Here is a 22,931-nt window from a genome sequence, read left to right as displayed (position 1 = left end):
TTCTTTTCAAATCCCCCTCCTTTGGAGGGGCTAGGGGAGGCTTAAATAACCTTAGCCTCATTATGAAGTAAGTCTACGAGTTCATCTAGATTGTCTGCAGAAACCAGTTTTACAGCCCCTTTAGGCGCTGGTTTTTCAAATTTAACAGATGTTGTTTCTGCACTAGCTTCAATAGGTTCAATAACAGATAAAGGTTTTTTACGCGCCATCATAATACCTCTCATGTTCGGTATTCTAAGATCGCTTTCTTCAACCAATCCTTTTTGACCTCCAATTACTAATGGAAGTGTTGTAGAAACGGTTTCTTTACCTCCATCAATTTCTCTTACTGCTTTTGCAGATGTACCATCTACTTCTAAATTAATACAATTATTAACAAAGTTGGCATTGATTAGTCCTGCAATCATACCAGGAACCATACCGCCATTATAATCGATAGATTCACGTCCGGCAATAACTAAATCGTAGCCTCCGTCCTTAAACACGTTTGCTAATTGTTTTGCTACCGAAAACCCATCAGAAGCAGCAGTATTTACTCGTATCGCCGCATCGGCACCAATAGCCAAAGCTTTACGAAGTGTAGGTTCGGTTTCTGGACCACCAACGTTAACAACAGTAACTTCAGCGCCCTGCTTTTCTTTAAACCACATGGCTCGGGTTAAACCAAACTCATCATTTGGATTTATTACAAATTGTACACCATTGGTGTCGAATTTTGTGTCACCTTCACTAAAATTAATTTTGGATGTTGTATCAGGAACATGGCTAATACACACTAATATTTTCATATTATAACAGTTTAATCGTTTTGTTTTAATTTAAGTTTGTCGGTCAATTTTGTGTAAGGATTAGCTGAATAAGAATTGTTTAATAGTATAATCACCAACACATTTTGAGGATACGAAGGTAATTATTTTATTTTGAATTTTTATTATGCACGCATAATAAATTTATTGAAATTATTATCAAAAAATGTGCATTTGTTGCTATTTCTTTATGAATTTGTAATGCTTTGATTGATTAACTGAGGATAAATAAAAAGAATTAGAATTCATTTAAAGTACAAAATCCTCATTATTAAGACATAATTTCTATGAAATTATTAATTTTTTTTTGTGGAGGATTTTACTGCTGATTTTTATATCAAATTATAATCAATAATTCCTATTTTTGCAATTCGATTTAAAATACATTTAATGAAGACAATTCAATTTAGAGAGGCTGTTTGTGAAGCCATGAGCGAAGAAATGCGCAGAGATGAGAGCGTATATTTAATGGGTGAAGAAGTAGCAGAATATAATGGTGCTTATAAAGCATCGAAAGGTATGTTAGACGAATTTGGACCTAAGCGTGTTATTGATACACCAATTGCAGAACTTGGTTTTGCAGGTATTGCTGTTGGTTCTACAATGACTGGTAACAGACCAATTGTTGAGTATATGACGTTTAACTTTTCTTTAGTTGGGATTGATCAAATTATAAATAATGCTGCAAAAATTAGACAGATGTCTGGTGGGCAATTTAAATGTCCGATTGTATTTCGTGGTCCTACGGCTTCTGCAGGGCAGTTAGGAGCTACACACTCGCAAGCATTTGAGAATTGGTTTGCTAACACACCAGGTTTAAAGGTTGTAGTACCATCTAATCCTTACGATGCAAAAGGGTTGTTAAAAGCGGCTATACGTGATGATGATCCGGTTATTTTCATGGAAAGTGAGCAAATGTATGGTGATAAAGGTGAAGTGCCAGAAGGAGAATATGTATTACCTATAGGTGTTGCAGATATTAAGCGAGAAGGAACCGATGTAACGATTGTCTCTTTTGGAAAAATAATTAAGGAAGCATATAAAGCAGCAGACGAGTTAGAGAAGGAAGGTATTTCTTGTGAGATTATCGATTTACGTACTGTGCGTCCTATGGATAGAAAAGCGATAGTAGAATCGGTTAAGAAAACCAATAGATTGGTAGTTTTAGAAGAAGCATGGCCTTTTGGAAGTGTGGCTACCGAAATTACATACCTAGTACAAAGTGAAGCGTTCGATTATTTAGATGCTCCAGTTGTAAAACTTAATACAGCAGATACTCCTGCACCTTATTCACCAGTTTTATTAGCGGAATGGTTACCAAATAGTAACGATGTTATTAAAGCAGTAAAAAAGGTATTGTACAAATAAATTAATATTTTTTACGTTAGTAAACTTCATTAGCACGATTGTTGATGAAGTTTTTTTTTCATTAAGAAAATATGAGTATAAGATTATTTTTTACATTTTTTTTATTCGGAATTACTGCCACCTTAGCACAAACTAAAGTTAGCGGTTATGTGTTTGACGAGTTTAACGAGCCTGTATCGTTTGCGAATGTTATTTTTAAAGGATCTACCATTGGAACTATAACCGATGAAAACGGAAAGTTTTATTTGGAATCTGATGAGACATGGAGCGGATTAACCATTTCTTTTATTGGTTATGAAACGTTAAAGATTCCTTTGACTAAAAAAGTAAACTATAATTTAAAATTTGTACTTAAAGAAGAAAGTGCACAACTAGACCAGATTGTTATTACTACCGGTAAGCAATCGAAAAAGAATAATCCTGCGATCGATTTACTTAGAAAGATCTGGGAACACAAGCGTAGAAATGGATTAAATCTATATAAACAGTATCAATACGATAAATACGAGAAAGTAGAGTTCGATATTAATACCATAGATAGTTCGCTTATTAAAAGTAGACTTTTTAGGGGTATGGAGTTTGTTTTCGAGAAGGTAGATACTTCTAACGTAACGGGTAAAACCTATTTGCCAATTTTTATAAACGAAGCTGCTTCTAGGGTTTATGGCGATAATGTTATTAACAAAAAGAAAGAGGTTTTAAAGGGAAATAAAAATTCCGGATTTAGCGATAATCAAATAGTGATCGATTTTGTTAACGATTTGTATTCCGATTATAATGTTTACGATAACTACCTAAAGTTTTTCGACAAAAGTTTTGTGAGTCCGTTGTCTAGAACGGGAATTAACACATATAATTATGTGTTGTCGGATAGTACTTTTATAGATGATAAATGGTGTTACAATATTATTTATTATCCGAGACGTAAAAACGAACTGACTTTTAAAGGTGATTTTTGGGTGGCAGATACGACGTATGCTATTAAAGAAATTAATCTACAGGCTTCAAAAAGTGCCAATATAAACTGGGTAAAAGAAATTTACATAGAGCAGGAGTTTGAAGTTTTAAACGACTCATTATTTCTTGTAAAGCGTGATTATATGATGTCTGATTTTGCTTTTAATAAAAAAGAGAAATCACGAGGTGTTTACGGTAAGCGTACTACATTATATAACAATTATGAGTTCGATAAAGAGCTAGATAGAAAGTTTTATGATGCCGAAGTTTATAACTACGATAAGGATGTTTACGATAGAAGTGACGACTTTTGGTCACAGAACCGTTTAGAAGCTTTAAATAAGGATGAAAAAGGGGTTTATAAGATGCTCGACACTTTAAAAACGGTGAAGAAGTTTAAACAACTTTATAATATAGGAAGTATTCTATCGTCTGGCTATATTGAGTTTAGTAGCTTGTCTTTAGATTATGGTCCTATTTTTTCAACCTTTGGATTTAACGAAGTAGAAGACCTGCGTTTGCGAGTGGGCGGACGTACTTATTTTGGAAGAAACGACCTTTGGCGCTTACAAGGGTTTTTAGCTTATGGTTTTGGAGATGATAAGTTTAAATATGGTATTTCTGGAAAGTGGTTGTTGGATAAAAAGAGCAGGCTTATAATTTCTGGTGGAAACCGTCGAGATGTTGAGCAAATTGGTGCGAGTTTAACAACATCTACAGATGTTTTGGGTAGAAGTTTAGCGTCCTCATCGGTGGTAGGTACGGGTGCCAACGATAAGCTGACTTCTATAAATCTAACCAGTTTAGCAATTGAAGCAGAACCATGGCGTAACGTTATTTTTAGGTTGAGTGGAAACTACAGAACCTTAGAATCTGCATCGCGAACGTTTAGTTTAGATTATAATACGCCAACGGGAGAAGAGGAATCTGAGATTAAACAGTTTGAAAGCTCGTTTTCTATGTTTTTCTTTCCAAAACGAAAAATGACAGGTTATGGTGTAGAGCGTCGAGTAGCTAATGATGGTTTTGCACGCATATTTGCGCAGGTGAGCCATGGTGATAAAAACTTGTTTGATAGTGATTTCGATTATACCAAAGTACAGTTCTCTTACGTACAACCTTGGCAAGTTGGTGGTTTTGGTAGACTAACTGCAACTGTTGAGGCTGGAAAAACTTTTGGAGAGGTACCGCTTGGTTTGTTAAGTGTAATACCAGGAAATCAAACCTATTTCTCTATCTATAATACCTTTTCCCAATTAGATTTTTACGAATTTGTGTCAGACACATATACCTCACTGCATTTAGAACATAATTTTAACGGACGCATTTTCTCAAGGATCCCTCTTTTAAGAAAGCTTAATCTTAGAGAAATTGTGAGTGTTAGAGGTGTTTGGGGTGAAATCTCGGAAGAAAATGTATTGTTAAGTACAACAAGTAACCCTAATTCTATTCCATTAGTAGCACCATCAGAAAAGCCATATTATGAATACAGTTTTGGTATTGGTAATATTTTTAAGGTGTTTAGAATAGACTTTAATTTTAGAGGTAATTATTTAAATGAATTCAAGCACCCTGATGCCAGAAAGTTTGGTGTTACTGGTTCTTTTGGTTTTCATTTTTAAAAGAGGTAGCTTAGGTTAAGGTATTAATTACATAAAGCTAATTAACGAATCAATGTTTAAGTTGTGTCTTATCGATAAACAACTTCGACTAGACTAGCCTTTTGACTAATCTAATTCCCTTCTTTAAGTAAGCACCAAACTCCAATTTTTTTTCGAAAACCTGTAAATAACATTTCAAATGAGAACCTTGATGCCTTCAGTATTTATGGATAATCAGGTTATTGTATAATAATAAAAGCCTGTCTAAAAAGTGTCATTCAGAACACCCGCCGGCAGCTACGGTGTACTCATATCTTTTTAATCAAGACACGAATTACACGAATTTACACGAATAAAACCTCAATATAATGAATAGCTCTCGATGCTATTCATAATCACGAATCAGACTTTCAGTCTGTTTTTACAATCCAAACCCGATTTATTTCTATTATATTTCTGTATTTTAATTTATTAATAAGTAAACATTGATTACTTATTTGTAAACAATTTATGTTTAGAACCATTTGTGATAATTCGTGAAATTAGTGTCTATCTTTATAAAACTATTATTTAATATGCAGCCATATTTGTGGGTACACCGTAGCTGCCGGCAGGTAGGGAACCTCATAAAATTAAAGATTTGTTTATTTAAGTGTTGAGATTTTTCGACTTTAGTTTATGCTGGGCATAGCCGAAGTACTCAAGGTGACAATTCGAGAACTTTTTAGATACCCTATTGAGTTAAAATTTATTTTTTCGAACTTTGTGTTACAATTACTATTGTTCGTTTTTTCTTTGTTGAAACAACCATTTAAATAGCAAAGGTTCTCTCAAAGCGACAGTCATAGCAAAGTGGCAGATTCCAGGGGAGCAACTATAATCATATTCTGTGTAAAAAAATCGTTTGCTCATGTTAATTTCGTTTTCAATTTGGGTATCAGACAAATTATAATTTGTACTCTCTACCCATTTAGTATAAACTGGAGAAAGACTATTTTGTTCCATGGTTTGAAACAACTTTCTAGAATCTTCGGATCCATTGTTAGCATCAGTTCTATGGATAAAACACCACACTGGTAAATTGTTGAATTCACCATTATTAATTCTACTTTCTAGAATATCATATTCATCACTTTTTATGGCTGGACTTAAAGGCACAATAGCAGCGATTTTATCCTTTAACTCCGAACCTATATACCAAGTTCCTGCACCGCCCATAGAATGTCCTGTTAAGTACACTCGATTTTTGTCAATATTAGGGTTGTTAGTTATTATATAATCTAATAGTTTATCAATAAAATCAACTGATTTAGAATCTGTCCATGAAGGGTATTCTCCATTAAAAGACTGAAAGAGCTCAGTGTCTATATGAGGAGCCAGCACATATGCAGGATATTGTTGCTGATTTTCTTCCTCTATCCACCCAAGTGCATAGTAACCGATTTGTTCTGAGGCTTCACCCGTTAAGAAATCGTTTTTAGACCTTGCAAAATATTCAAACCCATGAAGTCCGATTATTAAAGGGAATTTTTCACTTGGAGACCCTAAAGCTTGTTTGGGTGCAAAAAAATTATAAGAAATATCCGTATTGGTAAGTTCGTGATTGAAATGGTATTTAGTAAACTCATAGGAAAAAGAAGTGTCGTCCTCAACACATACTCCGTCTACACAAATACCATTACATTCTGAATTAGAACTACATTCATCTATAACGCCATTACAGTTATCATCAATACCATTATGTTTTTCCTGAATATCTGGATTGACCTGATCATTATCATCATCACAATCTAGATTATTATCTACATAGCCATCTGGTTTTTCGCATGATTGTATTGAATTACTATTACTCCCATAGTTGTCATTATCAGCATCTATATACCATGTTTTTTTAACACAAGATTCATCATTAGATGAACATGAATAAATTAAAACTGAGAATAAGAGTATAAGTAGCGCTATATATTTGAATTTATTATTCATATTATTCTTTTTAAGAAAGATGCTTTAAATCTAATAGGTTGCGTTAAGTTATTGTTAACAGTTTTATAAATGCATCTTTTTATCAAAGTTTAAACTCATACGCACCTAAATCGAATCCATTCCCTTGTGGTCTTTTTGTTCCTGATATATCATCACTAATACCAAAATCATTAAGGTCTTCACCGTTATCAATTGCAGGAGACCCAGATGTAATACTTAAATCGTTTGAGGAAAAGTCTGTAAATTGAAAAAACTTGATATCTTTTGTGAAAACATTATTAGAAGAGTCTAAAGCGGCCCCCTTTCTTACATATTCGGTGGCGTTTGGAGCTACAAAAATATTGTTTTTAAGTCGTTTTAAACCGCCCTTTTCAATATCTGAGGATCCATTAAAAAAGGCAAACGTCCTTTCCCCAGTATTATGAAAGGTGTTATTGAAAATATTAAAATAACCGTCAGAGAATCTAAATACACTTGGACCTCCGGCAGCAAAGAAAGCATAATCGTAGGCATCTATAATAACATTGTTGTAAATATCAAGATTTCCCATGCCATGAACAAAGATTCCAGTTCCTCCATTTATAATAGTATTGTTGTAGAATTTTCCGGTAGTTCCAGCACCTATTAATATACCCTCATCGTGTGCTCCTTTATCATGAGCATTGCGATTGTCCATTGCATATCCATTAATATAATTGTTATATACAGCAACATCTTCATCGGCGTTTTTAATTTGAATACCATCTAATCCAACATTTTCAATTCTGTTATCATATATCCTGAGTCCCTTAATCGAATGAGAATATGTTCTTTCAGAACAATGCGATTCTGTTCTGCCATTGTAAAAACCATGGCCTATGTACATACCTTCACCACCTGTGCCGTGGATGTAATTGTTATGAATTGTAACATTGCGCATTATCCAAAACGACCTGGTTGGATCTGTGAAATTATCGCAATCTTCATACGGACTGGTTTTAACCCCAATTCCGGCAAAACCTGCTCTTTCATTGGGACCAGCAATTTCAACACCAGCAATTTCAAAATCGGTTGTATAGGTTTGCATGGTTAGGAAAAAGCCGTTGTCTGTCGAGATTTTGATACCATAATCGCCGCCGCCGCCGTTACCTAAAAGTTTAATGTGTTGGGACTTTTGAAATTTTACACCAAAAGGGCGACCACTTGCCGGAACTACTGCTGCGACTTTTTCACCACAATTTTTAATTATAATGGGAGCATTTGGCGATCCTTTTATATTAACAAAGGTTAAATCTCTATACGTGATATTGCCATCTAGACAAATAATGTCTCCTGCTTTCAAATTTAATTCAGAGCCATCAATTTTTGATTGATCTGCTTTCACCACATAAGTGCATTCCTCGCAAGCTATGGGTTCTACAGTAATCAATTTTGGAGGAGTAATTGTTTTTGGCTCTGGTTCTGTGTTGTCTGATGAGCTACATCCTATTAGAATTAAATGAATTACCAATAGGGGCATTATTGAGTGAATTCTTTTCATTTTTTGGTAGATTTTTGTCGCTTAATTGTTTTTAATATAATTGGTTTTTGCTTTTGGGATAAACTATGAACCAAAGGCATGATACATTCTTTTTTAAAAAATTGTCGAGGGTTGTAGAAGTTTTGTCAGATAAAAAAGTCTGATGTGATAAGTTCTTCTTTCACTTTAAATAGGATCTCGGTCATTTAAAGCGATTGCTGAGTCGTTCCTTTTACTGTAAGAAACAGTAATATTAGCTAGGATTAAAAATAACTGTAGGTGTTTTATCATGGGGCTTAATCATTAAATCATACAATATTAACGATTTCAAATGTAAGGTATTTCAAATTAATATTATATTAGTGTGATGTAGGTTTCTTTGACTTATTTACTTTCTTATAGTTCAAGGAGTAATTAAAAAGCGCTCCCTGCTCCCATTTGTAAACCAATCCTTATTAAGCCTTTTTATTGTTCTAATGCGGCCTGCCACTTGTCCATAATTTCTATACAAACTTTAGTAAATTTTGTTTTTAATAACGGATGTAATATAATGCTTTGGAAGCCTTTGGTGTATTCAAATTCAAATATCATGGTGATTTCAGTAATATTCTGTTCTATTGAATCTACTTTCCAAATTCCCATTAAGCTTTTAAAAGGATATGGGTAATCTGGTGCTTTTGTATCTACAACAAAGGCATATTCTTTTTCAACCTCCCACAAAGTACAGGTTTCAAACCAACTATCTTTACCATGAGAACAAGAACGAACCATGCCTTTTCCATCTCCAGAAATAATTTTTACACCATCAATATTGGAGGCTACTTTATGATAGTTTTCTATATCAGAGATGATATTCCAGGCATCTTTTTTCGTAGCCTTAACTTTTCTTTTAAATACCATAAGTTTGGTTTTCGTTCCTGGTTTTCTATCCATTCTTGCCAAACCAATAGATTGATATATAATGAAGAATATAATAGGAATTAAGAACAATTCGATTAGCAAATACCCCGTGTTTGAAATTTCGAAGGGCCTTACAATGAGTACAATAATACTGGCTATTACAAATAATATGTCCTGAATTATAATCCATAAAATAGCCAGTGATCTTTGTTTTTTTATTTCAATAAGCATCGTTAGAGAAAAAAAAGTGATTATAGAGCCAATTACCAAAAACGGTGTGTTATTTTCAATTTCAAAAATGCTCATTAACTTTTTGTTAAAAAGGAGTATAGCCATTCCGGAGGCAAAAGTTGCAATGGTATTGAACAATGTTGCTTTTTTTGATGTATTCATAGTTTCTTTATTTATCATTATTAATAACATCAAAAATAAAGGCTGAAAGTTTTATTTTGTTGATATTTTGCGCCAATATTTGTATTTTAGCACCATGAAAATTTCTGTCCCCCACATTGCAAACTTGATTAATTATGGTGCTTATCAAGGCGTTTCAGATTCACAGCTAAAAAGACTATTAGATGAAGAACATATCGATTTTTACGATCCTGATGCTTATATAGAAGTCAACAAATATTTAAAAGTATTAGAAGTAATAATTGCCAAAACAAAAAATAACTATTTCGGATTACATTATGGGTGCTTTTTAAATCTTAAAGCATTAGGTTTAATACTGGAGATTTCTTTGAATGCATCTAGTATGGAACAAGCCATATTTATTCTTCAAAATTATCTTGCTTCATCGTTTCCTTTGGTTAATGTTTCTGTAAAGAAGGAACGCGACGTGTGTCTTTTGCAACTTAACTGTAAAATACAAGATAAAGATTTAAAGAGGCACTTATTAGATTCTGTTATAGCTATTGTTTACAGGGAATTAAAACTAATGCTTAAAAACGATATGTATCCAGAACTTAAATTACCTTATAGTGAACTCGATGAATATAATGAGTTTTTGGGTGTTGAAGTGGAAAAGGGGAATGCCTATACGCTTGTTTTAAAAAGTGAGGTTTTAAAAACCGAAATAAATTCTCGGCGTGTTAAGGAAATAGAATATCTGCTGCCAAAGTTTTTAATGATGCTGGATGACAAAACGAATGATGGGTTATTTTCATTACAGGTAAAAAATATGGTATTGAATATGTGCTGTCCCGAACTACCCAATTTTGAACAGGTTGCCAAGCAATTCCCGTTGAGTAACAGAACCATACAAAGGAAACTGGCACAAGAAGGCACGTCCTTTAGAAAAATTGTAAATAGTATTAAAAATGAGCTTTCTAATTATTTAGTAAAAGGAAAATTTTTAAAAACGAAAGATATATCACTTATTCTCGGCTATTCAGAGCCAAGTGCCTATTTACATGCGGTTAATAATTGGAAGGTTAACATAGAGAGCCTATAAAGGTTCGTTAAATAATTACAGATTGTTATAGTTCAAAATCGTTATTGTTAAACTAAAATGATTTACACTATATTTTGGAATTTCTTACATTTTGTCGAATTAAATTCTAAAAATCTTAGGTTTCTAATATCAATAGTTTGTATTACTTTTACAAGACTATTTCTGCATCCGCGGAAATCTGTTTTTATGTTAGCTTTAATTAAAAAAAAAAAACTTGCTTTTGCAGGGATAACTAAATAGTTTGATATCACCAACAACTATAGACCAAGTATTTGAAGCCACTCGAGTAGAGGAGGTTATAGGCGATTTTGTAAATCTTAAAAAAGCAGGGAGTAATTTTAAAGGGTTAAGTCCTTTTAGCGATGAGCGTTCGCCAAGTTTTATGGTGTCTCCCGTAAAACAAATCTGGAAAGACTTTTCTACAGGAAAAGGAGGGACGGCAGTATCTTTTTTAATGGAGCACGAGCATTTTACCTATCCGGAAGCTATAAAATACCTTGCAAAAAAATATAATATTGAAATTGAGGAAACCGAACAATCTAACGAACAAAAGGAACAAGCAAACGAACGTGAGAGCTTGTACTTAGTGAGTGAGTTTGCAAATACTTATTTTCAAAAAATACTACATAAAACCGATCAGGGAAAATCGATAGGATTAAGTTATTTTAAAGAACGTGGATTTACCCTGGAAACTATTGAGAAATTTGATTTGGGCTATTCGCTTGATGAGTGGCAAGCCTTTACAGACGAAGCTTTAAAACAAGGTTATAACATAGACTACCTGCAAAAAACGGGGCTCACTATTGTAAAAGAAGAGAAACGTTTCGATAGGTTTAAAGGACGTGTCATGTTTCCTATTAAAAGTATGAGCGGCCGTGTTTTAGGGTTTGGTGGGCGTATATTAACCAATGATAAAAAAGCCGCTAAATATCTAAACTCACCAGAGAGTGATATTTACCATAAAAGTAATGTGTTGTATGGGATATATCATGCTAAACAAGGCATTGCTAAAGAGGATAATTGCTATTTGGTAGAGGGATATACAGATGTAATCCAATTTCACCAAACGGGTGTAAAAAATGTTGTGTCTTCATCTGGAACAGCCTTGACATCTGAGCAAATTAGACTTATAAACCGATTGACAAAAAACATTACGGTGCTTTTTGACGGCGATGCTGCTGGTATGCGAGCTTCATTACGTGGAATTGATCTTATTTTAGAACAAGGTATGAATGTGAAGGTTTGTACGTTTCCAGAGGGCGAAGATCCAGATAGTTTTGCTAAACAAAACACACTTGAAGAGCTTACATCGTATTTAAATGAAAATGCTAAAGATTTTATTCAATTTAAAGCGTCTATTTTATTTGAAGAAACTAAAAACGATCCTATAAAAAAGGCTGATACTGTTAGGGATATAGTAAACAGTATTTCTAAAATTCCAGATCGCATTAAGAAAGAAATCTATATTCAGGAATGTGCCAGAATTATGGATATAAGCGAGGACGTTTTATTTAGTACACTGGCTCAAATTAATAAAAAGGAATTCCAGGAAGAAAATAAACAATTTAAAAAAGACCATAAAGCGTTTGAGGTTATTAAACATCAGCAACAACAAGTTGAAAAAGTTGATGTACAGTATATTTTAGAACGAAAAATTATTGAACTTTTATTGCTTTATGGAAACAAAGTTGAGGACTTTGAAGATTTAGTGTTGAAGGAAAATGATAAGGGTGAGTTGGTTTTGGAGCCAGTCATCCATCAAGCGAAGGTCTTCGAAAAAATATTTCTAGACCTTCAGGATGATGAAATGGAATTTTCTAATGAACAATTTAAGACACTGTACTATACTATTATAGATACATTAAATCAGAATCCTGATTTTGAACTTAAATCGTTTATAAACACGGTCGACAATCAAATGTCTAACGAAATCACAACCATTTTAATGGAAGATGAACGTTATGCCTTAGATGATTGGAAACGCATGAATATTTTTCCAAAAGAAAAAATACATAGTGTTGCTCAATTAGTTAGTGAAACTATTTTAAGTCTACGATGTTTTTTAATAGACCAAAAAGTAAAAGAATTTCAACAAGAAACATTACAAAGTAAAAACGATGTTAATAAAAATGTTCTTGAGGAAGTCAAAGACTATTCTGGCTTAAAAATGCTACTCTCCAGAAAATTAAATCGTGTACTATAATAATTGTTCGCTAAGCTTGGCTTGATTAACCAGGTCAACTAAGTTAGTTACTTTTAACTTACGCATTAATCGCGCTTTGTAAGTACTAACGGTTTTTTCGTTAATATCAAGCTCTTTAGAGATTTCTTTGTTTTTTCTACCAACAGTTAGAAGTTTTAAGACTTCTGCCTCTCTGGTTGAAAGTTTTTTGTAGAAAGTTCCGCTTTTATTAACTCTATTACCAAATGCTAATTGCTGAGTAAGTTCATTACTCAAATGAATCCCTCCATCGTGCACTTTTAAAATAGCCTCGTTAATGTTAATTACATTAACAGATTTGTTTAAGTATCCAGACGCGCCGGCTTTAATGGCGTTTATGGCATAAACTTCTTCTGGTTGACTACTAAAGATAATAGTTTTAATGTCCGGGTAGTCATGTTTTAAATAACGTAAAACAGTTAACCCATTTAAATTAGGGAAATCTGTTTCTGTTAAAATAATGTCTACTGGATTTTTTTTGATGAATTCCAAAATGGCATCTCCATCGTCTACGCTTCCTACAATTTTAATGTTTGATGAAGCTGAGAAAAGTACTTCAAGCCCTTTCCTTGTGATCGGGTGGTTGTCCGCTATTAATAATTTTATCATAATAAAGCTTTTATAATATTTAGTTAGAATTGTATTATAATTGAGAGAGTAAGCTTGCCGTAAATGTAGTGATTTTTTGATTAACCTACAAAATCTACAGGAAATTGTCAGGAATATCACAAATAGGGATAGGAATCATCTTATGCTTATTGGCGTTATTAAAGCGTTTATAAATTTTAAAAACCTCTAACTCTCTACCAGAGAAGTTGTTAGCGTTTTTGCCCTCAGCGTCCATTTTCATTGCCCATTCAAGCTCCGGATACGATGCTCCTATCTGATCTTCGTCACTTCTGGCATCTCCAAACAATCCATCACTCGGATCGGCTTGCATAATTGACTCTGGAACTTGTAAAAATTCTCCTAATTTGTAAACTTCAGACTTCAATAAATCTGCAATTGGACTTAAATCGACACCTCCATCTCCATATTTTGTGTAAAAACCAACACCAAAATCTTCTACTTTGTTGCCTGTTCCTGCAACTAATAATTTATAAAGTCCTGCATAATAATAAAGAGTAGTCATACGTAACCGTGCTCGGGTATTCGCTAAGGCCATATCTATTGTAGCTTGGTCACCGTCAAAAAAGACCTCGGTTTTAAATTCTTCAAAAACAGGTGTTAAATCGGTACGGGTATCACTCACGTTATCAAACCGACCTTTTAGCTGCGCTATATGTTCTTGTGCTCTGGTTACATGACTTTCTGCTTGGTGAATAGGCATTTCTATACAGAGTACATTTAAGCCTGTTTTTGCACATAAGGTAGAGGTTACGGCAGAATCTATACCACCGGAAATACCAATTACAAAACCATTAACACCAGCGTTTGTTGCATAATCTTTTAACCAATTAACGATATAGTCTACAACTTTTTCTGTTTGCATATTAAATAAATTTAAATCTTAAGAATATAGTACCTTTGCAAACAAAAATAAACGAAACACCTAATTAATAAAAATTTATGTCGTGTAAGTTTTATATGAAGAACTTATTATTGTGTTTAATAATATCATTGGTTACGATTTCCTGTAAAGATGAGAATAAGCTTGAGGTTGAGATAGCCAAAATAGGCACAGATATTAAAATAGAGCGGTTTGATTTATTACTGGCTAAAACTACTCCAGATGAATTACCTAAGCTAAAGGAAGTCTATCCTTTTATGTTTTCAAAAAAATACAGTGACTCGTTTTGGATTTCTAAAATAAAAGATACTTTACAGGTACACTTGTTTAACGAGGTTGAAAAAACGTTTAAAAACTTTGATGATACCGAAGAAGAAATAGAGTCCTTATTTAATCATTTAAAATATTATTTTCCAGAGTTTAATCTACCAAGGGTTATAACTGCTACCAACGATGTGGATTATAGAAGCCGGGTTATCGTTACAGATACTATTGTATTATTGGCCTTAGATTCGTATTTGGGTAGCGAGCATGAGTTTTATGGCAGCATTCCAAGGTATATAAGTGAGCATTTAAGGAAGGAGCAAATTGCAGTTGATTTGGCAGAGGAATATGCCAAAAAGTATATATTTCAAAACCAGAATAAAACCCTGTTGGACGAAATGATATATTTTGGAAAGCAGCATTATTTTAAGGATGCTGTGGTGCCTTTTAAAACAGATGCCGAGCGCATCGGGTATTCGCAAGAACAGTTAGATTGGACTATTACTAACGAAAGTTATATCTGGCGTTATTTTGTTGAGCGTGAATTGTTGTTTAGCACAGATACTAAATTACTGGGCAGATTTATAAACCCTGCACCGTTTTCTAAATTTTATTTAGAAGGTATTGATGGTGAATCCCCAGGCCGTTTAGGCCAATATATAGGATGGCAAATTGTAAGAGCATATATGAAACAAAACGAAGTAAGCCTAAAGGATATGCTTGTAACAAGCCCCGAAGAAATTTTTAATAACTCAAAGTTTAAACCACGAAAATAATGTCTGATAATACAACCTCTAAAATAGAATTAAATGTAGAACTTGATGCCAACCGAGTACCAGAGAAATTACTTTGGACGGCAGAAGATGGTGGTATTACTAATGAGGAAGCCAAAGCCATGATGCTTTCCGTATGGGACTCTAAGGCACAAGAAACCTTACGTATTGATCTATGGACCAAAGATATGCCGGTAGATGAGATGAAGGTGTTTTTTCATCAAACATTGGTCGCTATGAGCAATACTTTTAATAGAGCCACTCAAGATGAAAAAATGACGGCTACTATGAAGGATTTTTGTGATTATTTTGCCGAAAAGCTAGAGATCAACAAGTAAAACCTGCCAGACATTGAAGGATGATTATTTTTCAAATAAAAACATCCAATCATAGATATTTAAATCAAAAGCATCATATTCATTACTTTCATCTCCCATGCCACTAGCATTATAGGTTCGGGACCAAGAATTGTGTCCAACATTCGGGTAAATGGTTAGTTTTGCAGGTGTGTTGGGTTTTTCTTTATTAATAGCATCTACCATATCTACAGATTTAATATGAGAAACCACATTATCATTATCTCCATGAAAAGCCCAAACAGGAATGGTAGTGAATTTATCTCCGGAATTTTTGTTTCCGCCTCCAGCAATCGGAACAATAGCTGCAGCATAGGCATCTGGTCCATATTTAGAAACGTAGTTGAAACATCCAAAAGCGCCAAGACTTAAGCCAGTAAGATAAATACGTTTCGTGTTAACATTATAATTCTCTATTAAATAGGTTATAAAATTATGAATAGCATCAGGATTCCAATTTCCAGAAGGTAATTGAGGAGAGGCAACAATCATTGGGTATTTAGGAGACCATTCGTTTTTTTCTATAAGCTTAGGAGGGCCATTAACTACTACCTTTTTTAAGATATCTGGATTTGTTTCACTATCACCACGTTCACCAGAACCATGAAGGAAAACAAGTAAAGGGAAATCATGGGAGTTACTATCATGACCGCTTGGAGTATAAATATAATGCCCGAAATTAGACTTATTGGATTCACCAATAGTGAGCGCTTTATGTGTGCCGCCTGAGTCTTTTGGTAAAGATTCTAAATCGCTTCGGTTTTCTTGAGGCGTATCGTCACTGCTGCAACTTGAAAATAAAATTGATAATATTACTAGTGTATTCAATAAAGTTCTCATAAGTAGGTAATTTTTTTTGATATATGTTATATACGTAATAATAGTTATTAGGGATGTACAATTATAAGGTATATTGTCTAGACTTGGTTATAAAAAATAATTATTAGTCTTTTTTACTATCAACAAATTCTTTTTGTAAATGGTCCAGAAACAGAATACCATTTAAGTGATCTATTTCATGCTGAAAAATAACCGAAGAGAAATCCTTAACAGTTTCGGTTTTATGTTTTCCATCCATAGTGTCGTATTCAATAGTTATAGATCGTGACCTGCTATTTAATGTTTCTGTTCGATCAGGAATAGACAAACAGCCTTCTTTAACGGTTTGTTTTTCTTCTGAAGATTTAATAATCTCCGGATTTAGATACACTTCAAAAGGAAATTCTTCTTTGTCAAAACGTTGCACCCAAATAATTCTTTTTAATATGCCTACTTGTGGTGCTGCAATGCCAACACCCATAGACATGCTGTCTCTAACTGTAACATATAATCTTTTTATAAAAGTCTGTAATGTTTTGTTATTTGGATTGGGTTTTATGTAACCGCTTTTTGTTCTTAGTAAAAGAGAATCTTTTTTGTTGGTTATTTTAAAGACCCGCATGGGGGTTAAACTATCTGCACTATTAATAAGATTAATTTCGTTAGAAGAAAAAGTATATTCTTTAATCCTTTTAGTACCAGAACACCCTATTAAGAATAATGAGATAAAGATTGTTAGAATTGTTTTTTCATTACAAAACTTCATTTGGCTACCACTCATTAATCCGGTTAGAATCTAGTTTAATAAATATGAATATTAAAATGGTAAATGCCCAAAGCCCGGAACCTCCGTAGCTAAATAGGGGTAGAGGAATGCCTATTGTTGGGATTAACCCCATGACCATTCCAATGTTAATTAGGAAATGAATAAATATAATTGAGGCCACGCCATAACCATAGGCTCTACTGAATTGCGATTTTTGTAATTCCGCGAGATGTAGTATGCGTAATAAGAGGAGTACAAACAATATAACCACTAAGGAGCTACCCAAGAAGCCCCACTCTTCGCCAACCGTACTAAAAATATAGTCGGTATGTTGTTCCGGTACGAACTTACCTGTTGTTCTAGTACCTTCCATAAATCCTTTTCCGTTAAAGCGGCCCTCTCTAATAGCTTTTTCAGATTCATTTAAGTTATAGGCAAATGTTTTTTTCATAGCTTCTAACTTAACAGGGTCTTTTTCTAAGCGTAACCATAAACTTATTCTATCTTGATGGTGTGGTTTTAAAATATGGTCATAAGAAGCTTTAACAGCATAAGACAACCCTATGGAAAGTAGTAAAACAAAAAGGAGTTGAAAGAATTTAAACTTTTTTCTGTTGAAATAATAAAAACCAGAAAGACTAACAACAGCAATTAACGAGGTGATTAAAGGGCCGAATTTTAAAGCCAAAACAGATAGTACAATTACTGATAAACCTATAGATAGGTAATACTTTGGTAATCCTTCCCTGTACAACACAAAGAAGAAGGCGCCGTAAACAATCGTACTTCCGGTGTCGTTTTGTAATATTACTAAAAGAGCTGGGATAATTATTATTATAAGGGTTTGAATTTGATCCTTTATACTATTAATGTTCATGTTTAAATCACTCAGCTGTTTTGCTACAGCAAGAGCGGTGGCTGCTTTTGCGAATTCACTGGGTTGTAAGGTCATGCTTCCAATAGCATACCACGATGTAGCACCGTTAACATTTTTGCCAAAAATAAAAAGCCCTATTAGGGAGAGCATGGAAAAGATATAAATAATACTGGAAAAGCGTTCATAAAATTTAGCTTCAATGCCTAGAATGACAATAATGATAAAAAAAGTAAGTAATATAAATACAGATTGCTTGCCATAGGGTTGAGAAAAAGTAAAGTAGTCTATTTCACCACTAGTATAAGAAGCAGATAATATGTTTAACCAACCAAAACCGACCAGCAAGAAAAAAAGGATAATAGTTATCCAATCGAATTTATAATTTTTGTTAGTATCCCTAACCATTAACTTATGGGTTTTGTAATTTTATTAATTGCTGTTTAAGTCGTTTATATTCCGGTTCTTCAACAAATTGCAATTTAGTTTGCGCGTTTATTTTAAAGGGCTCTCCAGAATAGGGCTTCGCATATTCGTCTTCTAAACTATGCTTTAAAAGCCATTCTTCTAAATCTTTTCTGGTAATATGTCCTTTTATGTGTTTTTCTATAAGTAAACTGGCTACTTTACCTGCAAAACGACTTCCCCAATATCCGTTTTCAACAAAAACGGCAATAGCTATTTTTGGGTCATCTTTTGGTGCGAAAGCAACAAAAATGGAATGATCTGTTAGGTCGGTTTTTACACTATCTATAATAGCATAGTTTTGAACAGTTCCTGTTTTTCCACAAATCTCTATGTCTTTTACTTGTAACGAGGCAGCTGTTCCTTTTTTGTAAACCTGTAGCATACCTTCTATAACAGGTTCAAAATGCTCCTTGTCAATACTTGTATATTTAGGTTTTGTGAATTTTTCAGGTAAAGTTTTATCTTCAATAGATTTAATTATATGTGGTGTATAATAATGACCTCTATTGGCAATAGCAGCAATCATATTGGCTAATTGAATGGGGGTAGTGGCAACTTCACCTTGTCCGATAGCGTTAGATATGGTATATGTAGAATAAAACGTTTTTGGATATACGCGTTTGTAATAAGCTCTATCTGGAATTCTACCTTTTTGTCCAACAAATAAATCGTTGTTTAAAAAATTGCCCAGTCCGAAACTTTTGGCATGCTTGCTCCAAGTATCAATACCTGTTGAAGCACTACCGCTTTTATCTAAAATTTTTCTGTAAACAGTCGAAAAATAGGCGTTGCAAGACTCCTGTATTCCTGTAATTAGATTATTGCGCCTGCCAATGTAGCAATGGCATTTCATAAAACGATTACCATATTTATATCCTGCATAACAAGTAACAGTTTCGTTGGGTATTATAACGCCTTCCTGTAAACCAATCAAGGCGTTCATTAATTTAAAAGGAGAGCCAGGCTCGTAAACACCTTGTATACTTCTGTTAAATAATGGATTTGATATGGAATCTCTAAGCTTGATGAAATTTTTTGAGCGTTCTCTTCCTACTAGAAGATTAGGATCGTAGGTTGGGGCGGCCACCATGGCCAGTATTTCTCCCGAAGATGGTTCGATAGCTATAACGCCACCACGTTTATTTTGCATAAGGAGTTCGCCATATTCCTGTAGTTTAGCATCAATGGTAATAGTAATGTCTTTTCCTTGTTCTGGAATGGTGTCGAACTCACCTTCTTTGTATGGACCAATATTTCTATTAAACCTGTCTTTTTGAATAAACTTAATGCCCTTCACACCTCGAAGAATTTTTTCATAAGAAGCCTCAATACCCTGTTTACCTTTTAAATCACCCATTTTGTAATAGGGGTCTTTTTTTATATCGCTGGTATTTACCTCTCCAATATCTCCCAAAACATTAGCTCCGATACTTCTTTGGTAATGTCTTAGTGATCTTTTCTGGATATAAAAACCTTCAAACTTCCGCATTTTTTCTTGCAAAGCAGCATAATCTTCTTTTGATAATTGGGATAGAAAAACAGACGGTAATCTGGGAGAATAGCGTCTTGCTCTATTATATGTTTTTATAAATTGCTCTTTATCAATTTTTAATAGCGAACAAAATTCGAGCGTATCTAATGGTTCTACTTCGCGAGGAATTACCATGACATCGTAAGATGGTTGGTTGGCTACCAAAAGTTCGCCATTTCTGTCGTAAATAAAACCTCTTTTCGGATAATCGTATACTTTTCTAATAGCATTGTCTTCAAACAAATCATGTTCGTTTGAAGTATATATTTGAAGGTAAAAGAGTCTTGATAAAAATAAAAAACCAACAAATATTATTGAAAAGAATAGTAAAAACTGTCTCATTTAGGTTGTCGACTAAAAATAATAGTTATTGTCATACACAATAATATAGTAAATATACTTGAGAATAACGTTTTTTGAAGCACGAAAATTATTCTTGGCAGGCTAAATATTTCCAAAGAGAATAATATGATGTGATGCAATATAACCAGTAGTGTTATATAAGTGATTTTAGAACCAAATTCTACAACACTAAATTTTATATTGTGGTGTTCGTACATTGTTCCAAAAGAAAATTTTAATACAACCGGTCTTACATAAGCTATAAACACACAGGCTGCCGCATGAATACCTCCGGAGTCTAAAAACATATCGATTATTAAACCCAATAGGAATCCGGATAAAATAATTAATGCACGATTGCTCTTTACTGGAAATAGAATGATAAATAAAATGTATGGATAAGGGTTTATATAGCCAAAGAAGTTAATGTTATTGAGCATTAAAACCTGTATTAATATTAATACTACAAAACGGATGCTATTAATGGAAAGTATATTATTCATTTAGCAAATTAGTAACCTCAGGTTTGTTAATGTTTTCTATAATATACACATGCTCCAGATTGGTCATGTCGTTAAAAAGTTGCACATTGATCTCATAATAGTTTTCGGCAGCATCAAGCTTGTAGTTTTTAACGGTGCCTATTTCTATGTCTTTAGGGAATATTGAGGAACGTCCGGAAGTAACAATAGTATCCCCAACTAAAACATTAGCTATTTTTGGAATATCTGTAAGTTGTACTACCGCCGGATTTTTAGCATCCCATGTCAATGTACCGTAATGGTTCGTTTTCTTTAATTGCGAACTTATAGAACTGGTTGTGTTTAAAATGGAAACTACCGTAGCATAATTACCACTTGTTTTATCTACAATACCTACTATTCCGTGAGTGGTTACAACACCAAAATCTTGTTTTATACTGTCGTTTGTTCCTTTATTGATTAAAAGATAATTATCGGTTGCAGAATAGTTGTTTCGAATAACCCGTGCGTTAGAAAAATAGTATGGTTTAAGACTATCTGTATCTTGTGTTGTTGTGCTATTCTTTAAATTGTATAAAAGCGATTTTAGACGTTTGTTTTCTTCCGATAAGAGCGTATTCTGAGATTTTAAATTAAAATATGTGCTTATACTATTTGCAGTATTAAGGATACTACCGGATAAGAAATTAGCAGAATTGATAAACTTACTCCTATGATAAGAATGTGATTGAATTGTAAACAGAATTGAAATAGAAAACAGCAGCAAAAACAACAAAAAGTTTTTATTTCTTATTATGAAATTAATAATCTGTTGCATGACTTATTCGGGTGTCTCTATTTTATCAATACATTTTTGTATTTAGGTAAATTTTTAAGAGTAATACCAGTACCTCGAACTACAGCACGTAATGGGTCTTCGGCAATATAAACCGGAAGATCTGTTTTTTGAGATAAACGTTTATCTAAACCTCGTAGCATAGAACCACCACCAGCTAAATAAATACCGGTGTTGTATATATCTGCAGCTAATTCTGGAGGAGTTTGAGATAAAGTTTCCATAACGGCATCTTCAATTCTCAGGATAGATTTATCTAATGCTTTAGCAATTTCTCTGTGCGAAATGGATACTTGTTTTGGTTTACCGGTTAATAAATCACGTCCTTGAACGCTCATATCTTCTGGTGGTAACTCAAGATCTTCGGTAGCAGCACCGATTTGTATTTTTATTTTTTCTGCAGTACGCTCCCCAACATATAGGTTGTGTTGTGTACGCATGTAGTAAACGATATCATTCGTGAAAACATCACCCGCAATTTTAACAGACTTATCACATACAATTCCCCCAAGAGCAATTACTGCGATTTCCGTAGTACCACCTCCTATGTCCACAACCATATTTCCTTTAGGTTGCATAATGTCTACGCCAATACCAATAGCGGCAGCCATAGGTTCGTGTATTAAATAAACTTCTTTACCATTTACACGTTCTGCACTTTCTTTTACCGCACGCATTTCTACTTCTGTAATTCCAGATGGGATACAGATAACCATACGAAGTGCTGGTGTAAAGAATTTCTTTTTTAAAGCCGGTATGTTTTTAATAAACATACTTATCATTTGCTCAGACGCATCAAAATCTGCTATTACCCCATCTTTTAATGGACGAATGGTTTTTATGTTTTCATGCGTTTTACCCTGCATTAAACTGGCTTGTTGACCAACTGCAATAATTTTACCTGAAATTCTATCACGTGCAACAATGGAAGGTGAATCTACAACTACCTTGTCGTTATGAATAATAAGTGTGTTTGCAGTACCTAAATCGATTGCAATCTCTTCGGTTAGGAAGTCAAAAAAGCCCATGCGCTATTAATAATTTTAAGTGGTTTAAAAAACGAATTCCGTAAATGTAATAAAAGTTGATAAATATATGGGTTTTAAGTGTATTCAAATTTTACT

19 protein-coding genes are annotated in these 22,931 nt (G+C 33.6%); 6 read left to right on the top strand and 13 right to left on the bottom strand.

All coding sequences use genetic code 11. The features are described from left to right. Window positions 1–41: 41 nt before the first annotated feature. Window positions 42–788, bottom strand: coding sequence for an electron transfer flavoprotein subunit beta/FixA family protein (locus tag C1H87_RS08730; protein WP_102755434.1), 747 nt, complete (start codon window positions 786–788; stop codon window positions 42–44). 408 nt (window positions 789–1,196) lie between these two features. Here C1H87_RS08730 and C1H87_RS08725 point away from each other — a divergent pair, with 408 nt between their 5' ends. Together C1H87_RS08725 and C1H87_RS08720 are read left to right on the top strand one after the other, a co-directional pair. After that, window positions 1,197–2,174: a pyruvate dehydrogenase complex E1 component subunit beta gene (locus C1H87_RS08725; protein ID WP_102755433.1), complete on the top strand. Its 978-nt coding sequence runs from the start codon at window positions 1,197–1,199 to the stop codon at window positions 2,172–2,174. Between the two features lie 71 nt (window positions 2,175–2,245). Next, the gene (locus C1H87_RS08720; RefSeq protein ID WP_102755432.1) at window positions 2,246–4,753 is read left to right on the top strand and encodes a DUF5686 and carboxypeptidase-like regulatory domain-containing protein; all 2,508 of its coding nucleotides are present in this window, start codon (window positions 2,246–2,248) and stop codon (window positions 4,751–4,753) included. A 756-nt stretch (window positions 4,754–5,509) separates the two neighbouring features. Here C1H87_RS08720 and C1H87_RS08715 read toward each other — a convergent pair. The 3 genes from C1H87_RS08715 to C1H87_RS08705 all read right to left on the bottom strand — a co-directional run bounded on the left by C1H87_RS08715 (window position 5,510) and on the right by C1H87_RS08705 (window position 9,506). Beyond that, window positions 5,510–6,715 carry a carboxylesterase family protein gene (locus C1H87_RS08715; RefSeq protein ID WP_102755431.1) on the bottom strand — a complete coding sequence of 402 codons (1,206 nt, stop codon included), beginning with the start codon at window positions 6,713–6,715 and terminating at the stop codon, window positions 5,510–5,512. A gap of 82 nt (window positions 6,716–6,797) precedes the next feature. Beyond that, entirely contained in the window at window positions 6,798–8,234 is a 1,437-nt protein-coding gene (locus C1H87_RS08710; protein ID WP_102755430.1) for a right-handed parallel beta-helix repeat-containing protein, read from the bottom strand. 444 nt (window positions 8,235–8,678) lie between these two features. Continuing rightward, on the bottom strand, window positions 8,679–9,506 hold the full coding sequence (locus C1H87_RS08705) for a type II toxin-antitoxin system RatA family toxin (RefSeq protein ID WP_158655167.1): 828 nt from the start codon (window positions 9,504–9,506) through the stop codon (window positions 8,679–8,681). Window positions 9,507–9,600: 94 nt separating this feature from the next. On the opposite strand from C1H87_RS08705, the gene C1H87_RS08700 reads away from it, so the two are divergent. Both C1H87_RS08700 and dnaG read left to right on the top strand, forming a co-directional pair. Then, window positions 9,601–10,566: an AraC family transcriptional regulator ligand-binding domain-containing protein gene (locus tag C1H87_RS08700; protein WP_102755428.1), complete on the top strand. Its 966-nt coding sequence runs from the start codon at window positions 9,601–9,603 to the stop codon at window positions 10,564–10,566. A 241-nt stretch (window positions 10,567–10,807) separates the two neighbouring features. Next, window positions 10,808–12,769 (top strand): DNA primase, encoded by a 1,962-nt coding sequence (gene dnaG / locus C1H87_RS08690; RefSeq protein WP_102755426.1) that lies wholly within the window; start codon window positions 10,808–10,810, stop codon window positions 12,767–12,769. On the opposite strand, the gene C1H87_RS08685 is transcribed toward dnaG, so the two are convergent. Together C1H87_RS08685 and nadE are read right to left on the bottom strand one after the other, a co-directional pair. After that, on the bottom strand, window positions 12,764–13,396 hold the full coding sequence (locus tag C1H87_RS08685; RefSeq protein ID WP_102755425.1) for a response regulator: 633 nt from the start codon (window positions 13,394–13,396) through the stop codon (window positions 12,764–12,766). The genes dnaG and C1H87_RS08685 overlap by 6 nt on opposite strands. A 94-nt stretch (window positions 13,397–13,490) precedes the next feature. Further along, a complete protein-coding gene (gene nadE, locus C1H87_RS08680; RefSeq protein ID WP_102755424.1) occupies window positions 13,491–14,279 on the bottom strand; it encodes an NAD(+) synthase in 789 nt (262 codons plus the stop codon). Window positions 14,280–14,374: 95 nt separating this feature from the next. Between nadE and gldB the strand changes: the two genes are divergently transcribed. Then, window positions 14,375–15,337, top strand: coding sequence for a gliding motility lipoprotein GldB (gene gldB / locus C1H87_RS08675; protein ID WP_102755423.1), 963 nt, complete (start codon window positions 14,375–14,377; stop codon window positions 15,335–15,337). Further along, a complete protein-coding gene (gene gldC / locus C1H87_RS08670) occupies window positions 15,337–15,672 on the top strand; it encodes a gliding motility protein GldC (protein WP_102755422.1) in 336 nt (111 codons plus the stop codon). The genes gldB and gldC overlap by 1 nt, the downstream gene beginning before the upstream one ends. Window positions 15,673–15,696: 24 nt before the next feature. On the opposite strand, the gene C1H87_RS08665 is transcribed toward gldC, so the two are convergent. The 7 genes from C1H87_RS08665 to C1H87_RS08635 all read right to left on the bottom strand — a co-directional run bounded on the left by C1H87_RS08665 (window position 15,697) and on the right by C1H87_RS08635 (window position 22,835). Further along, window positions 15,697–16,530: a carboxylesterase family protein gene (locus tag C1H87_RS08665; protein ID WP_102755421.1), complete on the bottom strand. Its 834-nt coding sequence runs from the start codon at window positions 16,528–16,530 to the stop codon at window positions 15,697–15,699. 103 nt (window positions 16,531–16,633) lie between these two features. Beyond that, complete coding sequence (gene def / locus C1H87_RS08660; RefSeq protein WP_102758218.1) at window positions 16,634–17,275, bottom strand: peptide deformylase; 642 nt, start codon at window positions 17,273–17,275, stop codon at window positions 16,634–16,636. Window positions 17,276–17,279: 4 nt separating this feature from the next. Beyond that, a complete protein-coding gene (gene rodA, locus C1H87_RS08655) occupies window positions 17,280–18,557 on the bottom strand; it encodes a rod shape-determining protein RodA (protein ID WP_102755420.1) in 1,278 nt (425 codons plus the stop codon). Window positions 18,558–18,561: 4 nt separating this feature from the next. After that, complete coding sequence (mrdA, locus tag C1H87_RS08650; RefSeq protein ID WP_102755419.1) at window positions 18,562–20,490, bottom strand: penicillin-binding protein 2; 1,929 nt, start codon at window positions 20,488–20,490, stop codon at window positions 18,562–18,564. Then, window positions 20,487–20,993, bottom strand: a complete 507-nt coding sequence (mreD, locus tag C1H87_RS08645) for a rod shape-determining protein MreD (RefSeq protein ID WP_102755418.1) — start codon at window positions 20,991–20,993, stop codon at window positions 20,487–20,489. Before mreD ends, mrdA begins: the two co-directional genes overlap by 4 nt. Continuing rightward, entirely contained in the window at window positions 20,986–21,789 is an 804-nt protein-coding gene (mreC, locus tag C1H87_RS08640) for a rod shape-determining protein MreC (RefSeq protein ID WP_102755417.1), read from the bottom strand. Before mreC ends, mreD begins: the two co-directional genes overlap by 8 nt. A gap of 17 nt (window positions 21,790–21,806) precedes the next feature. After that, on the bottom strand, window positions 21,807–22,835 hold the full coding sequence (locus tag C1H87_RS08635) for a rod shape-determining protein (protein WP_102755416.1): 1,029 nt from the start codon (window positions 22,833–22,835) through the stop codon (window positions 21,807–21,809). Window positions 22,836–22,931 lie beyond the last annotated feature (96 nt).

It is taken from the genome of Flavivirga eckloniae (assembly GCF_002886045.1).
Lineage (GTDB): Bacteria > Bacteroidota > Bacteroidia > Flavobacteriales > Flavobacteriaceae > Flavivirga > Flavivirga eckloniae.
Note: the sequence above shows the minus strand (reverse complement) of the source record. Positions and strands in the feature narration are given on the sequence as shown.

Excerpts from the sequence above, each read along its gene's own strand:
- C1H87_RS08700 (WP_102755428.1), top strand. The coding sequence starts at position 9,601 with ATGAAAATTTCTGTCCCCCACATTGCAAACTTGATTAATTATGGTGCT.
- mreD (WP_102755418.1), bottom strand. The coding sequence starts at position 20,993 with ATGAATAATATACTTTCCATTAATAGCATCCGTTTTGTAGTATTAATA.
- C1H87_RS08635 (WP_102755416.1), bottom strand. The coding sequence starts at position 22,835 with ATGGGCTTTTTTGACTTCCTAACCGAAGAGATTGCAATCGATTTAGGT.
- def (WP_102758218.1), bottom strand. The coding sequence starts at position 17,275 with ATGAAGTTTTGTAATGAAAAAACAATTCTAACAATCTTTATCTCATTA.
- gldC (WP_102755422.1), top strand. The coding sequence starts at position 15,337 with ATGTCTGATAATACAACCTCTAAAATAGAATTAAATGTAGAACTTGAT.
- C1H87_RS08710 (WP_102755430.1), bottom strand. The coding sequence starts at position 8,234 with ATGAAAAGAATTCACTCAATAATGCCCCTATTGGTAATTCATTTAATT.
- C1H87_RS08725 (WP_102755433.1), top strand. The coding sequence starts at position 1,197 with ATGAAGACAATTCAATTTAGAGAGGCTGTTTGTGAAGCCATGAGCGAA.
- C1H87_RS08715 (WP_102755431.1), bottom strand. The coding sequence starts at position 6,715 with ATGAATAATAAATTCAAATATATAGCGCTACTTATACTCTTATTCTCA.
- C1H87_RS08720 (WP_102755432.1), top strand. The coding sequence starts at position 2,246 with ATGAGTATAAGATTATTTTTTACATTTTTTTTATTCGGAATTACTGCC.
- C1H87_RS08665 (WP_102755421.1), bottom strand. The coding sequence starts at position 16,530 with ATGAGAACTTTATTGAATACACTAGTAATATTATCAATTTTATTTTCA.
- gldB (WP_102755423.1), top strand. The coding sequence starts at position 14,375 with ATGAAGAACTTATTATTGTGTTTAATAATATCATTGGTTACGATTTCC.
- mrdA (WP_102755419.1), bottom strand. The coding sequence starts at position 20,490 with ATGAGACAGTTTTTACTATTCTTTTCAATAATATTTGTTGGTTTTTTA.
- mreC (WP_102755417.1), bottom strand. The coding sequence starts at position 21,789 with ATGCAACAGATTATTAATTTCATAATAAGAAATAAAAACTTTTTGTTG.
- C1H87_RS08705 (WP_158655167.1), bottom strand. The coding sequence starts at position 9,506 with ATGAATACATCAAAAAAAGCAACATTGTTCAATACCATTGCAACTTTT.
- nadE (WP_102755424.1), bottom strand. The coding sequence starts at position 14,279 with ATGCAAACAGAAAAAGTTGTAGACTATATCGTTAATTGGTTAAAAGAT.
- rodA (WP_102755420.1), bottom strand. The coding sequence starts at position 18,557 with ATGGTTAGGGATACTAACAAAAATTATAAATTCGATTGGATAACTATT.
- C1H87_RS08685 (WP_102755425.1), bottom strand. The coding sequence starts at position 13,396 with ATGATAAAATTATTAATAGCGGACAACCACCCGATCACAAGGAAAGGG.
- C1H87_RS08730 (WP_102755434.1), bottom strand. The coding sequence starts at position 788 with ATGAAAATATTAGTGTGTATTAGCCATGTTCCTGATACAACATCCAAA.